This window comes from Stenotrophomonas sp. C-A, assembly GCF_054030835.1.
Window position 1 is genome coordinate 1,986,192 of record NZ_CM132916.1, and the last position, 15,071, is coordinate 2,001,262.

At 66.6% G+C, this 15,071-nt stretch carries 13 protein-coding genes; 9 read left to right on the forward strand and 4 right to left on the reverse strand.

The window, feature by feature from the left end; translation table 11 throughout:
* Positions 1–142 precede the first annotated feature (142 nt).
* From ACW5IY_RS09480 to ACW5IY_RS09490, 3 genes are all read right to left on the reverse strand, one after another.
* Positions 143–1,351, reverse strand: coding sequence for an acetyl-CoA C-acyltransferase (locus tag ACW5IY_RS09480; protein WP_049436339.1), 1,209 nt, complete (start codon positions 1,349–1,351; stop codon positions 143–145).
* A gap of 110 nt (positions 1,352–1,461) precedes the next feature.
* On the reverse strand, positions 1,462–3,834 hold the full coding sequence (locus tag ACW5IY_RS09485; RefSeq protein ID WP_049436338.1) for a 3-hydroxyacyl-CoA dehydrogenase/enoyl-CoA hydratase family protein: 2,373 nt from the start codon (positions 3,832–3,834) through the stop codon (positions 1,462–1,464).
* Between the two features lie 39 nt (positions 3,835–3,873).
* Positions 3,874–4,527, reverse strand: coding sequence for a TetR/AcrR family transcriptional regulator (locus ACW5IY_RS09490; RefSeq protein WP_049436337.1), 654 nt, complete (start codon positions 4,525–4,527; stop codon positions 3,874–3,876).
* A 346-nt stretch (positions 4,528–4,873) separates the two neighbouring features.
* Between ACW5IY_RS09490 and ndk the strand changes: the two genes are divergently transcribed.
* From ndk to der, 7 genes are all read left to right on the forward strand, one after another.
* On the forward strand, positions 4,874–5,299 hold the full coding sequence (gene ndk / locus ACW5IY_RS09495) for a nucleoside-diphosphate kinase (RefSeq protein ID WP_008265389.1): 426 nt from the start codon (positions 4,874–4,876) through the stop codon (positions 5,297–5,299).
* Positions 5,300–5,309: 10 nt separating this feature from the next.
* Positions 5,310–6,515, forward strand: a complete 1,206-nt coding sequence (rlmN, locus tag ACW5IY_RS09500) for a dual-specificity RNA methyltransferase RlmN (RefSeq protein ID WP_005409296.1) — start codon at positions 5,310–5,312, stop codon at positions 6,513–6,515.
* Entirely contained in the window at positions 6,502–7,287 is a 786-nt protein-coding gene (gene pilW, locus ACW5IY_RS09505) for a type IV pilus biogenesis/stability protein PilW (RefSeq protein WP_049436336.1), read from the forward strand. The genes rlmN and pilW overlap by 14 nt, the downstream gene beginning before the upstream one ends.
* Positions 7,288–7,305: 18 nt before the next feature.
* The gene (locus ACW5IY_RS09510) at positions 7,306–8,178 is read left to right on the forward strand and encodes a RodZ domain-containing protein (RefSeq protein ID WP_049436335.1); all 873 of its coding nucleotides are present in this window, start codon (positions 7,306–7,308) and stop codon (positions 8,176–8,178) included.
* Between the two features lie 65 nt (positions 8,179–8,243).
* Positions 8,244–8,882 (forward strand): YfgM family protein, encoded by a 639-nt coding sequence (locus ACW5IY_RS09515; protein ID WP_032130493.1) that lies wholly within the window; start codon positions 8,244–8,246, stop codon positions 8,880–8,882.
* A complete protein-coding gene (gene bamB, locus ACW5IY_RS09520) occupies positions 8,882–10,090 on the forward strand; it encodes an outer membrane protein assembly factor BamB (protein WP_010484593.1) in 1,209 nt (402 codons plus the stop codon). The genes ACW5IY_RS09515 and bamB overlap by 1 nt, the downstream gene beginning before the upstream one ends.
* A 17-nt stretch (positions 10,091–10,107) precedes the next feature.
* On the forward strand, positions 10,108–11,505 hold the full coding sequence (der, locus tag ACW5IY_RS09525) for a ribosome biogenesis GTPase Der (protein ID WP_010484595.1): 1,398 nt from the start codon (positions 10,108–10,110) through the stop codon (positions 11,503–11,505).
* A 61-nt stretch (positions 11,506–11,566) separates the two neighbouring features.
* On the opposite strand, the gene ACW5IY_RS09530 is transcribed toward der, so the two are convergent.
* Positions 11,567–12,601: an alcohol dehydrogenase catalytic domain-containing protein gene (locus tag ACW5IY_RS09530; protein ID WP_100049952.1), complete on the reverse strand. Its 1,035-nt coding sequence runs from the start codon at positions 12,599–12,601 to the stop codon at positions 11,567–11,569.
* A 119-nt stretch (positions 12,602–12,720) separates the two neighbouring features.
* Here ACW5IY_RS09530 and ACW5IY_RS09535 point away from each other — a divergent pair, with 119 nt between their 5' ends.
* Both ACW5IY_RS09535 and moeB read left to right on the forward strand, forming a co-directional pair.
* Positions 12,721–13,632, forward strand: coding sequence for a LysR family transcriptional regulator (locus ACW5IY_RS09535; RefSeq protein ID WP_425602564.1), 912 nt, complete (start codon positions 12,721–12,723; stop codon positions 13,630–13,632).
* A gap of 80 nt (positions 13,633–13,712) precedes the next feature.
* Positions 13,713–14,849 (forward strand): molybdopterin-synthase adenylyltransferase MoeB, encoded by a 1,137-nt coding sequence (moeB, locus tag ACW5IY_RS09540; protein WP_049436333.1) that lies wholly within the window; start codon positions 13,713–13,715, stop codon positions 14,847–14,849.
* Positions 14,850–15,071 lie beyond the last annotated feature (222 nt).

Below are 15,071 nucleotides of genomic sequence, written 5' to 3' on the forward strand. Positions count from 1 at the left end.
GGGTGGGTGAGGCTGACCGGGACTGTCAGCGGCATGGATGCCGCTGCCAAGCCCCCATGGACGGGTTTACGGCGTGTCCCGGGCAGCCTCACCCACCCGGGCCCCACAGCCAACCAACAATCAGCCGGCAACGCTTTGAACCTTACAGCGCCTCGAAAATACCCGCTGCGCCCATGCCGGTGCCGATGCACATCGTCACCATGCCGTACTTCTGCTGGCGACGACGCAGGCCGTGCAGCAGGGTCGCGGTACGGATCGCGCCGGTCGCACCCAGCGGGTGGCCCAGGGCGATCGCGCCGCCCAGCGGGTTGACCTTGCCCGGGTCCAGGCCGCAATCGCGGATCACCGCCAGCGACTGCGCGGCGAAGGCTTCGTTCAGTTCAATCCAGTCCAGCTGGTCCTGGGTCAGGCCCGCCTGCTTCAGTGCCTTCGGGATCGCGGCGATCGGGCCGATGCCCATCACTTCCGGGCGCACGCCGGCCACCGAGAAGCTGACGAAACGGGCCAGCGGGGTCAGGCCGTAGTCCTTGATCGCCTGTTCGGAGGCCAACAGCACGGCACCGGCGCCGTCGCTCATCTGCGAGGAGTTACCGGCGGTGACGGTGCCGCCGAACTGGCCGTTGCGGAACACCGGGCGCAGCTTGGCCAGGCCTTCGGCGGAGGAGTCCGGGCGCGGGCCTTCGTCGGTGTCGGCGATCTTGTTGCGGGTGATGATGCGCTGGCCATCGGCCAGGTCCGGCAGGTGCGAGACGATCTCGTACGGGCTGATCTCGTCCTTGAACTCGCCGTTCTGGATCGCCGCCATGGCCTTCTGGTGCGAGGCGAGGGCGAAGGCGTCCTGGTCTTCGCGCGAGACCTTCCACTCTTCGGCCACCTTCTCGGCGGTGATGCCCATGCCGTAGGCGATGGCCACGTGGTCGTTGTCGAACACGCTCGGTGCCATGGCGATCTTGTTGCCCATCATCGGCACCATCGACATCGACTCGGTGCCACCGGCCAGCATCAGGTCGGCGTTGCCCAGGCGGATCGCGTCGGCGGCCTGCGCCACGGCCTGCAGGCCGGAGGAGCAGAAGCGGTTCACGGTCTGCGCGGCGATGGTGTTCGGCAGGCCGGCCAGCAGCACGCCGATGCGGGCGACGTTCATGCCCTGCTCGGCTTCCGGCATCGCGCAGCCGATGATCGCGTCATCGATGCGGTTGACGTCCACGCCCGGGGCCTGCGCGACGACGCTGCGCAGCACGTGCGCGAGCATGTCGTCGGGGCGGGTGTTGCGGAACATGCCCTTGGGCGCCTTGCCGACCGGAGTACGGGTGGCGGCGACGATGTAGGCGTCCTGGATTTGCTTGGTCATTGCAGTGATCTCTCGATTTTTTTAGCCGGAGTGCCGACCAACGGTCGGCACCCACCGGGGCAGAGGGAGTGCCCACCAAGGTGGGCACCCACCAAAAGCAGGGATGGCGATCAGTTACGCAGCGGCTTGCCGGTCTTCAGCATGTGCGCGATGCGGGCCTGGGTCTTTTCCTGCTGGGCCAGTTCGACGAAGTGCTTGCGCTCCAGGGTCAGCAGCCACTCTTCGTCCACCAGGGTGCCGCGGTCGACCTTGCCGCCGCACAGCACGGTGGCGATGCGCTCGGCGATCTCGTAGTCGTACGGGCTGATGAAGCGGCCTTCCAGCATGTTGACCAGCATCATCTTGAAGGTGGCGATACCCACGTCACCGGCCACCTGGATGCGGCGTGCCGGCAGCGGCGGACGGTAGCCCGCTTCGGCCAGAGCGCGAGCTTCGGCCTTGGCGATGTGCAGCGCTTCGTAGCTGTTGAACACCACCTTGTCGGTGCTGCGCAGCAGGCCCAGTTCCTTGGCGTTGACCGCGGAGTTGGACACCTTGGCCATCGCCACGGTCTCGAAGGTCTTCTTCAGTTCGGCGAACACGTCACCGCCCGGGCCTGCGGCCTGCGAGGCGCGCACGGCCAGTTCCTTCAGGCCACCACCGGCCGGCAGCAGGCCGACGCCGGCCTCGACCAGGCCGATGTAGCTTTCCAGGAAGGCCACGGTCTTGGCGCTGTGCATCTGGAACTCGCAGCCACCACCCAGCGCCAGGCCACGCACGGCGGCAACCACCGGCACCAGCGAGTACTTGATGCGCTGGCTGGTGCGCTGGAAGTTGGCAACCATTTCTTCGAACTGGTCGACCTTGCCGGCCTGCAGCAGGCCCAGTGCACCGGCCAGATCGGCACCGGCAGAGAAGGGCTCCTTCTGCTGCCAGATCACCAGGCCCTGGAAGTCCTTCTCGGCGCGGCTGACGCATTCCTGCAGGCCGTCCAGCACCTGGTCGGACACGGTGTTCATCTTGGTCTTGAAGCTGACCACGGCGATGCCATCACCGTCGTGCCACATGCGCAGGCCGTCGTTCTCGAACACGGTCTCGCCCGGCGCGAACGTCTCGCCCAGCAGCGGATCGGGGAAGCGCTGGCGCTGGTACACCGGCAGCGACGAGCGCGGCAGCTTGGCATTGCGCGACGGGCTGTAGCTGCCTTCGGCGGCATGCACGCCGTCGCGGCCATCGAACACCCAGTCCGGCAGCGGGGCGTTGCTCATGCTCTTGCCGGCGACGATGTCATCGGCGATCCACTGTGCCACCTGCTTCCAGCCGGCGGCCTGCCAGGTTTCGAACGGGCCCAGCGACCAGCCGTAGCCCCAGCGGATGGCCAGGTCGACGTCGCGCGCGGTTTCGGCGATGTCGGCCAGGTGGTAGGCGCTGTAGTGGAACAGGTCGCGGAAGGTCGCCCACAGGAACTGCGCCTGCGGGTGCTGGCTTTCGCGCAGCTTGGCGAACTTCTCGGCGGGGTTTTTGATCTTCAGGATCTCGACCACTTCCGGCGCGGCGGTGCGATCGGCCGGGCGGTAGTCCTGCTTTTCCAGGTCGAGAACCATGATGTCCTTGCCGACCTTGCGGAAGATGCCGGCGCCGGTCTTCTGGCCCAGCGCGCCCTTGGAAATCAGCGCATCCAGCCACTTCGGCGACTTGAAGAATTCATGCCACGGGTCGTTCGGCAGGGTATCGCCCATGGTCTTGATGACGTGGGCCATGGTGTCCAGGCCGACCACGTCGGAGGTGCGGTAGGTGGCCGACTTCGGGCGGCCGACCAGCGGGCCGGTCAGGCCGTCCACTTCATCGAAGCCCAGGCCGAACTGCTGGGTGTGGTGGATGGTGGACAGGATCGAGAACACGCCGATGCGGTTGCCGATGAAGTTCGGGGTGTCCTTGGCGTACACCACGCCCTTGCCCAGGGTGGTGACCAGGAAGGCTTCCAGGCCTTCCAGCACGCTGGCGTCGGTGGTGGTGGCCGGAATCAGCTCGGCCAGGTGCATGTAGCGCGGCGGGTTGAAGAAGTGCACGCCGCAGAAGCGGTGGCGCAGCTGCTCGGGCAGCACGTCGGCCAGCTTGTTGATGCCCAGGCCCGAGGTGTTGGAGGCCAGCACCGCGTGGTCGGCCACGAACGGGGCGATCTTCTTGTACAGGTCCTGCTTCCAGTCCATGCGCTCGGCAATGGCCTCGATGATCAGGTCGCAGTCCTTCAGCTGCTCCAGGCCGGACTCGTAGTTGGCCGGGGTGATGGCTTCGGCCAGCGACTTGCTGGCCAGCGGCGCCGGGCTCAGCTTGCCCAGGTTGGCGATCGCCTTCAGCACGATGCCGTCGGCCGGACCTTCCTTGGCGGGCAGGTCGAACAGCACGGTGTCGACGCCAGCGTTGGTGAGGTGGGCGGCGATCTGGGCACCCATGACGCCGGCACCCAGCACGGCGGCGCGGCGGACTAGCAGGGAATTGGACATGGTGTAGGGCCTTTGTTGGTCAGCAGTTACTGGGTGGAATCAAAGGGAAGCGGGCAGGGCGCTGGCGCGTGCGGCGGCGCGGAACCCGGCTTCGGCGAAATGGATCAGCTCGTGGGCGGCATGGGCACGATGCGCCGCTTCGGTGACACCGGCGGGACGCTTGATCAGCCCGAAGTCGGCCATGGCATAGGTGAGCGAGCCGGCCAGGAAATCCAGGCGCCAGTACAGCTCCTCCTTGCTCAGGTCGGGCGCGCATTCGGCAATCGCCTTGCCGAACGCACGCAGCACGTGGCCGTAGTGGTCAGACAGGAACTTGCGCAGGTTGTCGTTCTTCTCGGCGTAGGCGCGGGCGATCACGCGCACGAAGGCGCCGCCGTTCTGGCGGTCCTGGGCCAGCGCCAGCGCCGGCTCGACGAAGGCGGCCAGCACCGGGCGAAGTTCGCCCGGATGCTCCGCGCGGGCGCGCTCAAGCTGCGACAGGCGGGCGCCGGTCATCTCGTCCATGCGGCGGCGGAATACCTCGTTGACCAGGTTTTCCTTGGAGCCGAAGTGGTAGTTGACCGCGGCGATGTTGACGTCGGCCTGGCTGGTCACCTGGCGCAGCGAGGTGCCGGCGAAGCCGTGCTGGGCGAACAGCTCCTCGGCCGCGCCGAGGATCCGGTCCTTGGTCGAGAAGTGGGCGGGCTTGGCCATCGGTGGGCGGACCTTAATCAAACGATTGTTTGATACTAGAACCAGACGGTACCGTATGGCATTTTGCAGTGCAGCAAAATCGGCCGGCTCGGTCAGATTTCACTCAGGTGGGTGAATGGGTGGACCTGAACCTGTAGAGCCGAGCCCGCGCTCGGCTGCTCTTCGGCCCAAAGGCCAGCCGAGCATGGGCTCGGCTCTACAGCAGGGCCGCACGGCCCTCTACCACCCGGCCACGTTATCTTTTACAATTCGCCTACGTTTATCAGGCTAAGCCCGCGTCCCGACGCGGGTTTTTTTCATGTTACCCTTCGGGCCATCAGCGGCCCGATTCCATTGGAGACATCCCATGGCGCTGGAGCGCACCCTTTCGATCATCAAGCCGGACGCCGTTGCCAAGAACGTCATCGGCGAAATCTACGCCCGCTTCGAGAAGGCCGGCCTGAAGGTCGTGGCCGCCAAGTACAAGCAGCTGTCGCGCCGTGAAGCCGAAGGCTTCTACGCCGTGCACCGCGAGCGTCCGTTCTTCAACGCGCTGGTCGAGTTCATGATCTCCGGCCCGGTGATGATCCAGGCCCTGGAAGGCGAGAACGCCGTCCTGGCCCACCGCGACCTGCTGGGCGCCACCAACCCGAAGGAAGCCGCTGCGGGCACCATCCGCGCCGACTTCGCCGAATCCATCGATGCCAACGCCGCCCACGGCTCGGACTCGGTCGAGAATGCCGCGATTGAAATCGCCTATTTCTTCGCCGCCACCGAAGTCGTCTCGCGCTGAGAGTAATGCCGTGAACGAGGTCGTACAGTCCCCCGCCATCCAGCCGCTGCCGAAGTCGGCACCCACGGCTGGCAAGCAGAACCTGCTCGACCTCGATCGCGCGGGCCTGGAGAAGTTTTTCGTCGAGGTGCTTGGCGAAAAGAAGTTCCGTGCCCATCAGGTGATGAAGTGGATCCACCATCGCTACGTCACCGACTTCGATGAAATGACCGACCTCGGCAAGGTCCTGCGCGCCAAGCTGCAGGCCCATGCCGAGGTGCTGGTTCCGAACATCGTGTTCGACAAGCCCTCCGCCGACGGCACCCACAAGTGGCTGCTGGCGATGGGCGTGGATGGCAAGAACGCCATCGAGACCGTGTACATCCCGGACAAGACCCGCGGCACGCTGTGCGTGTCTTCGCAGGTCGGTTGCGGCCTGAACTGCACGTTCTGCTCCACCGCCACCCAGGGCTTCAACCGCAACCTGACCACCGCCGAGATCATCGGCCAGGTGTGGGTTGCCGCACGCCACCTGGGCAACGTGCCGCACCAGATGCGCCGCCTCACCAACGTGGTGATGATGGGCATGGGCGAGCCGCTGATGAATTTCGACAACGTCGTGCGCGCCATGAGCGTGATGCGCGACGACCTGGGCTACGGCCTGGCCAACAAGCGCGTGACCCTGTCGACCTCCGGCCTGGTGCCGCAGATCGACCGCCTGTCTGCCGAAAGCGACGTGTCGCTGGCGGTGTCGCTGCATGCGCCGAACGATGCGCTGCGCGAAACCCTGGTGCCGCTCAACAAGAAGTACCCGATCGCCGAGCTGATGGCCTCGTGCGCACGCTACCTGCGCGCCAACAAGCGCCGCGAATCGGTCACCTTCGAATACACCCTGATGAAGGGCATCAACGACAAGCCCGAGCATGCCCGCGAGCTGGCCCGCCTGATGCGCCAGTTCGACAACGCGGTGCAGGCCAAGGACTCGGGCAAGGTCAACCTGATCCCCTTTAATCCGTTCCCGGGCACCCGCTACGAGCGTTCGGAAGAAGCGCACATCCGCGCCTTCCAGAAGATCCTGCTCGACAGCAACGTGCTGACCATGGTCCGCCGCACCCGTGGCGACGACATCGACGCCGCCTGCGGCCAGCTCAAGGGCCAGGTGATGGACCGCACCCGCCGCCAGGCGGAGTTCAACAAGACGCTGCAGGCGGGGAAGGGGAGCGATGCCGCGGCCTGACCGCCTCTGGCTGGTTCTGTTCGCAGGCGTGCTGGCCGTTGCGGTCGGCGGCTGCAAATCCCAACCCAAGGCCAGGCTGGGCCCCAGTGAAGCGCCGGTCTACTCGGTCCGTGATCCAGACAACGTGCGGCGTCAGGTGCGCCTGCAGGATCTGCTGGCACTGGCCGCGCGCGACATGCAGGTCGGCAATCTCGATGCGGCCGAACGCAAGGCGCGCGAGGCGCTGAAGCTGGCACCCGAATCGCCTGATGCGCTGGTGCTGATGGCCGGCATCGACGAGCGCCGTGGCCGTACCCAGCAGGCCGGTGAGAGCTTCCGCAGGGCTGCCGAGCAGGCGCCGCAGCGCGGGGACGTCCTCAACAATTACGGTGCGTGGCTGTGCCAGCAGGGCCGGCCGGCCGAGTCGCTGGTCTGGTTCGATCGTGCGCTGCAGGCGCCGGGCTACGCCACGCCGGCCGAGGCCCAGGCCAATGCCGGGGGCTGTGCCCTGGACGCTGGCCAGCTTGAACGTGCCGAGCGCGACCTGCGCGCGGCGCTGTCGGCGCTGCCGGGAAACCCGGTCGCGCTGGAGGCGATGGCCCAGCTCAGCTTCCGCCAGGGCCGCTACATGGAGGCCCGGGCCTTCGCCGAACGTAGGATTGCGGCTGCACCCGCAACGCGTTCCGTGTTACAACTTGCGTCTCAAATCGAAGCGCGGCTGGGTGATCGGGCGGCATCTGATCGCTATATTCAGCGGATTCGACAGGAATTTCCGCAGGAAGCGGGCTCCTAACTCCAGGGTTGATGCATTGTGATTGATGACCAGACTGTGAGCGCTCTCGAGACTGCGGCCGGCTGCGGCAGCCGCCTGCGCCAGGCCCGCGAGGCGGCCGGACTGACCCTCGAAGATGTCGGCTCGCGCCTGCGCATGCCGGTCCAGGTGGTCAGGTCGCTGGAAGAGGAACAATGGCAGAAGCTCGGCGCGCCGGTGTTCGTGCGCGGCCAGCTGCGCAGCTATGCGCGCCTGCTGGACGTGGACGTGAGCCAGCTGCTGGAGCAGGCCCAGGTCGGTCCGGTGGTTCCGCCCACCCTGGTCAGCCATACCCATACTCCGCGTGCGCGCCGCATTGCCGAGAATCTCGGCCGTCGCGTGCTGTATGTCGGCATCACCGCGGTGCTGGCGGTGCCGGTGTGGTTCGCTACCCGTGGCCATTTCGATGGCAGTGCCACCCCGTCGCCGAATACCGCCTCGCTGGACGCGATCCCGGCCGCGGTGCCGGTAACCCCGTCCGCCGCGGGTGTCGAACCCTCGGCGCCGGCTGAAGTGGCGAGTGCCCCGGCCAGCAAGCCGGCCGCCACCCCGTACGTGGCCTCGCTGGCCCCGGTGCCGCGTTCAACCCCGGCGCCAGCGGCTGCCGCCAACACGCTGGACATGCAGTTCAGCGGCGACAGCTGGGTCGATATCGGCGGCCCGGACGGCGCTACCGTCGAGAAGGCGCTGATCAAGTCCGGCGAGAGCCGCAGCTTCACGCCGGGCCAGGTGACCCGGGTGACCCTGGGCAACGCCTCGGCGGTCCAGGTTCAGCAGAACGGCGCTATCGTCGATCTGACCCCCTACCAGCGAGCCAACGTGGCACGCTTTCAGGTATCCTCTGAAGGCTCCGTAGTCCCGGTTTCGCACTGAGGCGCGGTTTCACCACCTTCGATTAATCCCAATGGTCCCTCCCGATGGGCGGGGCGAGAGTACGCATGGCGATCGACGATCTGCTCGACGAGCACGAACAAAGTGAACGCGTCCGCAGCTGGCTGCGGAAGAATGGCGCCAGCATCCTCGGTGGCGTAGTCATCGCCATCGGTGCCATTGCCGGCTGGCAGTGGTACCAGAAGGATCAGGGCGGCAAGCTGGCCTCGGCCAATGTCGAGTACCAGAAGGCGCTCGTTGGCCTGCAGCAGAACAAGCTCGACGACGCCTCCAAGGCGGTCAAGGCGCTCGAAGCCGGCCCGTCCAGCATCTACGGCGACCTCGCGGCGCTGCAGCTGGCCAAGGCCCAGGTCGACGCCGGCAAGAACGAAGAAGCCCTGGCCACCCTGCGCGGCGTGAAGGTCGAAGGCGACCTGCAACGCGTGGTCGACCAGCGTGTGGCCCGCCTGCTGGTGGCCACCGGCAAGAGTGACGAGGCGATCAAGCTGCTGGGCAGCGCCACCGACAGCAGCAGCCTGGAAATCCATGGCGACGCGCTGATGGCGCAGGGCAAGCGTGATGACGCCAGGGGCCAGTACGAGAAAGCGCTGAAGTCGCTGGACGTGGCAGCGCCGCAGCGGCGCCTGCTGGAAACCAAGGTTATGGACGCCGGCGGCACCGTTGCCGCCCCTGCGGAGTCGGTTTGATGAGTCAGAAGGTCATGATCACCCGCGTCGCCACCGTGCTCCTGATGGGCATGGCCCTGAGCGGCTGCAGCACCGTGAAGGGCTGGTTCGCCGGCAAGGACGCGGCCGCGAAGAAGGCACAGGAACCGGCTGAGCTGGTCAAGTTCGAGCCGACCCTGAAGGTCAACAAGGCCTGGTCGGTCAATCTCGGCAAGGGCGAGCGCCGCATCGGCGTGCGCCAGGGCCCGGCCGTGGCCAACGGCCACGTGTTCGCTGCGGCACTCACCGGTGGCGTGCACGCCATCGACCTGCAGACCGGCAAGAAGGTCTGGACCTGGGAGCCGAAGAAGGAAAAGAAGAAGGCCAAGCTGCGCCTGTCCGGCGGCCCGGGGGTCGGTGAGAACCTGGTCGTGATCGGCACGCTGGATGGCCAGGTCATCGCCCTGGACATCAATGACGGCAGCGAGAAGTGGCGCGCCCGTGTTCCGGGTGAAGTCATCGCCGCGCCGGCCATCGCTCAGGGCGCGGTCTACGTGCGCAGCAATGACGGCCGCATCACCGCGTTCGATGCCGGCAACGGCACCCAGAAGTGGTTCAACCCGAGCGAACTGCCGGCACTGACCGTGCGTGGCAACGCGCCGGTGGTGACCGGCCCGGGCGTGCTGTTCATCGGCAAGGACGAGGGCGCGGTTGCCGCCCTGGCCCAGCAGGATGGCCGCACCCTGTGGGAACAGAACGTGGGCAACGGTGAAGGCCGTACCGAGCTGGAGCGCATGGCCGATGTCGACGGCGCGCCGGTGCTGGATGGCAACACCCTGTTCGTGAGCAGCTTCAAGAACCAGACGATGGCCATCGAAGGCCCGACCGGTCGCCCGCTGTGGGCGCGCGACCATGGAGGTGCCGGTGGTGTGGCGGTCTCGTCTGGCAATGTGTTCGTCACCGACAACAAGGGCGGCGTGTTCGGCCTGGACAAGGCCAGCGGCGCGGCGATGTGGTCGCAGACCGCACTGGCCCGTCGCTCGCTGACCGGTCCGGCACTGCACGGCGACTACGTCGTGGTCGGCGACTACAAGGGATACGTGCACTGGTTGCAGACCTCCGATGGTGCGATGGCGGCACGGGCGAAAAGTGGCGGTGACGCCCTGCTGGCCCAGCCGGTCGTCGTAGACGGGGTGCTGCTGGTGCAGAACGTTGATGGCAAGCTGACCGCCTTCCGGTTGGCAAATTAAAAATTGGAGTAATCGCGATGCTGCCTTTGGTCGCCCTGGTTGGACGGCCGAATGTCGGCAAGTCGACTATTTTCAATGCGCTTACGCGCACCCGTGACGCGCTGGTCCATGATCAGCCCGGCGTCACCCGCGACCGTAACTACGGTGTCTGCCGCCTGGACGAGGACAACCATTTCCTCGTCGTCGACACCGGTGGTATCGCGGAAGAGGAAGAAGGTCTGGCCGGGGCTACCACCCGCCAGGCCCGCGCCGCTGCTGCGGAAGCGGACCTGATCCTGTTCGTGGTCGATGCCCGTGAGGGTACCTCGGCGATGGACGACGAGATCCTGGCCTGGCTGCGCAAGCTGTCGCGCCCGACGCTGCTGCTGATCAACAAGATCGACGGCACCGACGAGGACACCGTGCGTTCGGAGTTTGCCCGTTACGGCTTCGGCGAGATGCTGACCGTGTCGGCTGCGCACCGCCAGGGCCTGGACGACCTGCTGGACGAAGTGGTCCAGCGCCTGCCGGAAGAAGGCAGCGGCGAAGAGCTGGACAACGATCCGAACCGCATCCGCATCGCCTTCGTCGGCCGCCCGAACGTGGGCAAGTCGACCCTGGTCAACCGCATTCTCGGCGAGGAGCGCATGATCGCCTCCGACGTGCCGGGCACTACCCGCGACTCGATCGCGGTGGACCTGGAGCGTGACGGCCGCGAGTACCGCCTGATCGACACCGCTGGCCTGCGCCGTCGTTCGCGCGTGGACGAGGTCGTCGAGAAGTTCTCGGTGGTCAAGACCATGCAGTCGATCGAGCAGTGCCAGGTGGCCGTGCTGATGCTGGACGCCACCGAAGGTGTGACCGACCAGGATGCCACCGTGCTCGGCGCCGTGCTCGATGCCGGCCGCGCGCTGGTGATCGCCATCAACAAGTGGGACGGCCTGACCGAGTACCAGCGCGAGCAGGCGGAAACCATGCTGTCGCTGAAGCTGGGCTTCGTGCCGTGGGCTGAATCGGTCCGCATCTCGGCCAAGCATGGCTCGGGCCTGCGTGAGCTGTTCCGTGCGGTGCACCGTGCTCACGAATCGGCGAACAAGACATTCACCACCAGCGAAGTGAACAAGGCGCTGGAAGTGGCTTACGAGACCAATCCGCCGCCGACCATCCGCGGCCACGTCTCCAAGCTGCGCTACGTGCACCCGGCCGGCTCCAATCCGCCGACATTCATCGTGCACGGCACCCGCCTGAAGGAGCTGCAGGAATCCTACAAGCGCTACCTGGAGAACTTCTTCCGCAAGCGTTTCAAGCTGATCGGCACGCCGGTGAGCTTCATCTTCCGCGAGGGTACCAACCCGTACGAGGGCAAGAAGAACGTCCTCACCGAGCGGCAGGTCAAGGCCAAGCGGCGCTTGATGAAGCACGTCAAGGGCAAGTGATTCACGGGGAGGCGGCCGCAGGGCCGCCTTTTTCGTTGTGATGCATGGGCGGCCGCCTTGCTCAGGCGTGGCCCCACGGCAACAGCACGCCACGGAACCTCATCCTTCCTGACGACAGGCGGTCATACGCCTCGGTCGCCTGGTCCAGATCAAAGGTCTCGACCATCGGCTTCACCTTGCCGGCGGCGGCAAGCTGCAGCACTTCGCTGAGGTAGTGCTGGCCACCATGGGTAGCGCCGATCACGCGCTGGCGCATCATGTGAAACGGCACGCCTTCGGACGAGATCGAGAAGGGCTGGCTGAAGTCCAGGCCGCACAGCACAACGCGCCCGTCGACACGCAGGCCGGTCATCGCATCTTCGGCCGAGCTGAATTCATTGGTGGTCACCAGCAGCACGTCGGCGCCGCCGATGGCCTTCAACTCCTTGCCATTAGCCACGACCTTGTCGGCGCCCAGCTGCTGGGCGAGCGCATGCTTGTCTGCGGAATGGGTGATGGCGATGGTCTCGAAGCCACAGGCCTTGGACAGCTGCAGGGCGACATGGCCCAGTCCACCGATACCCAATACCGCGATCTTCTCCCGTGGCTGGGGCGCCGCATCGCGCAACCCACTCCAGGTGGTGTATCCGGCACACATCATCGGTGCCGCGTCCACGTAGGAGAGGCCGTCAGGCAGCAGTACCGTGCCTTCGGCGGAGATGGCGATGTACTGTGCGTGTCCACCCTGCGCGGCGAAGCCAGTGGTGCGGGGGGCATCGCAGTTCATCGCGGTCTGCCCGGACAGGGGGCGGCTCTCGCGGCAGTAGGGGCAGCGCCCGCACGCGGATTGGACCCATGAGGTGCCCACGCGATCACCCACCCGGCGCGTGTGCACGCCCGCGCCCACTTCCACGACCTCGCCGACCACTTCATGCCCCGGTGTCTGCGGGTAGATGTTGCCGCCATAGCCCTGGGTTGCCCACACGTCCGTGTAGCACATGCCCGATGCGTGGACCTTGACCAGCACCTGGCCCGGTTCGATCACGGGCAGCGGCACGTCCTGGACCTGCCACGGTGCATTCGGCCCGGTCATCACAACCGCTTTCATCGTCTTCATCGTCTTGATCCTGTCCCGGTGGGTGAGCGCCGAGGGCGTGCGCCCGCCGACACCCCGGAGCGTAGAATCGGTTGACTATCAAGACAATCGCTTCAATATTTCACGATATGGTGAGTCGCATTCAACAATCGAGCGGGGGGGATCTGACCGCCTTCACCGCGTTCCTGGCGGTGGCGGCACATCGGAGCTTCCGCAGCGCTGCGGCAGAGTTGAACATCACGCCGTCGGCGATCAGTCATGCGATCAAGGCGCTCGAGCAGCGGCTGGGTGCGCGCCTGTTCAATCGCACCACACGCAGCGTGTCGCTGACCGACGCCGGGGAGCGCCTGGCGGAAAAACTGCGGCCGGCCATGGCCTCGATCGAGGAGGCCCTGCAGTCCGTGGACACTGAAGCCGGCACGCCGCGCGGCACGGTCCGCATCAACGCCAGTGAGGGCGCCATACGGCTCGTGCTGAAGCCGGTGCTTGCGCGCTTCCTGCGCCAGTACCCGCAGGTCCACCTGGACATCGTCAGTGACGGCAGGTTGGGCGATATCGTTTCGGAGGGTTTCGATGCGGGTATCCGCCTGACCGAAGCCGTGCCCCAGGACATGGTCGCGATAGCCGTGACCGCCCCCCTGCGCTTCGCGGCGGTGGCCTCGCCGGCGTATCTGCAGGCGCGTGGCAGACCGCTGCGGCCGCTGGATCTGCATCAGCACGACTGCATTCGTTTCCGCTTCGAAAGTGGGGCGATCTACCGGTGGGAGTTCGAGCACCAGGGCACTACCGAGCGGGTGAACGTCTCCGGGCCGATCACGCTGACGGACCAGCCGTTGATGGTCGACGCGGCCATTGAAGGGATCGGCATCGCCTTCGTTCCCGAGCATCTGGCGCTGGAGCCGTTGGCCGATGGCCGCCTGCTGCGCCTGCTTGAGGACTGGTGTCCTGAATTTCCTGGCCTCTCGCTGTACTACCCGGGCCATCGGCATGTGCCGCCCGGGCTGAAAGCGCTGATCGGTCTTCTTCAGGAACAGCACGGCGGGCGCGGGTAGACCGGGTAGCGCCGGGCTACGCTTGTGGTCTACAGATCCTGGTCAACGCGAGCCGGCGCAACGTGCGTGATAATGCGGCCATGAGCATCCAAGAGCTTTCCCCCGCGCAGGCGCGCGAGCGCCTGGCCCACGGCGCCGTGCTGATCGATGTGCGCGAGGCGCACGAACGGGCCGGTGGCATGGCCGAAGGCGCGCGTGGCGTGGCCAAGGGCGAGCTGCAGGCCGACCCGGCCGCGCATCTGCCGCGGCGCGACCAGGAAATCCTGCTGATCTGCCAGAGCGGCAAGCGCTCGGCCGATGCCGCACTTTTCCTGTTGGAGGCTGGCTACACAAACGTCGCTTCCGTGACGGGCGGTACCGTGGCCTGGCGCGAGCAGTCGCTGCCGCTGGTGCAGCCGCTGGCCAGCGCCGCCGACCGTGATTTCTATGATCGCTATTCGCGGCATCTGCTGCTGCCGCAGGTGGGCGAGGCCGGCCAGCGCCGGCTGCAGCAGGCGCGCGTGCTGGTACTGGGCGCGGGCGGGCTGGGCGCACCGGCTGGCTTCTACCTGGCCGCGGCCGGGGTGGGGCACCTGCGCTTCGCCGACCACGACCGCGTGGAGCGCAGCAACCTGCACCGGCAGATCGTGCATACCGAAGACAGTGTCGGCCAGCTCAAGGTCGATTCCGCGCGCGAGCGCCTGCTGGCGCTGAACCCCTCCATCGACGTCGAGGCGGTGCCCGAGCGGGTCACCTCCGAGAACGTGGATGCGCTGCTGGAGGGAGTGGATGTGGTGCTGGATGGGTCGGACAACTTCCCGCTGCGCTACCTGCTCAACGACGCCTGCATCAAGCACGCCAAGCCGCTGGTGTATGCCGCCATCGAGCGCTTTGATGGCCAGGTAAGCGTGTTTGATGCCGGCCGCCAGCGTGGCGTGGCGCCGTGCTACCGCTGCCTGTTCCCCGAACCGCCGCCGCCGGAGTTTGCGCCGAACTGTTCCGAGGCCGGTGTGCTGGGCGTGTTGCCCGGCTTGGCTGGGGTGCTGCAGGCCACCGAGGTGCTGAAGCTGCTGCTCGGCATCGGCGAGCCGCTGGTCGGGCGCCTGCTGCGCTTCGATGCGCTGGGCATGCGCTTCCGCGAGACCGGCATCCGGCCGGACCCGCAGTGCCCGTTGTGCGCGCCGGGCGTGCCGTTCCCGGGGTATATCGATTACGCCGCGTTCTGCCGGGGCGGGTGAATCCGACCGGGCGGCATCCACGCGTGGCGTGGATCTACCGGGGCATGACGGCTGGGCGTCCATCCACGCATGGCGTGGATCTACTGTAGAGCCGAGCCCATGCTCGGCTGCTTCTGGCCTCGGCACGAAGAGCAGCCGAGCGTGGGCTCGGCTCTACAGGTAATGGCGCCCACCCAAGCATGTGCATGGTTTCGGGATGATGCCGGGGCTCACTCTCTGCAT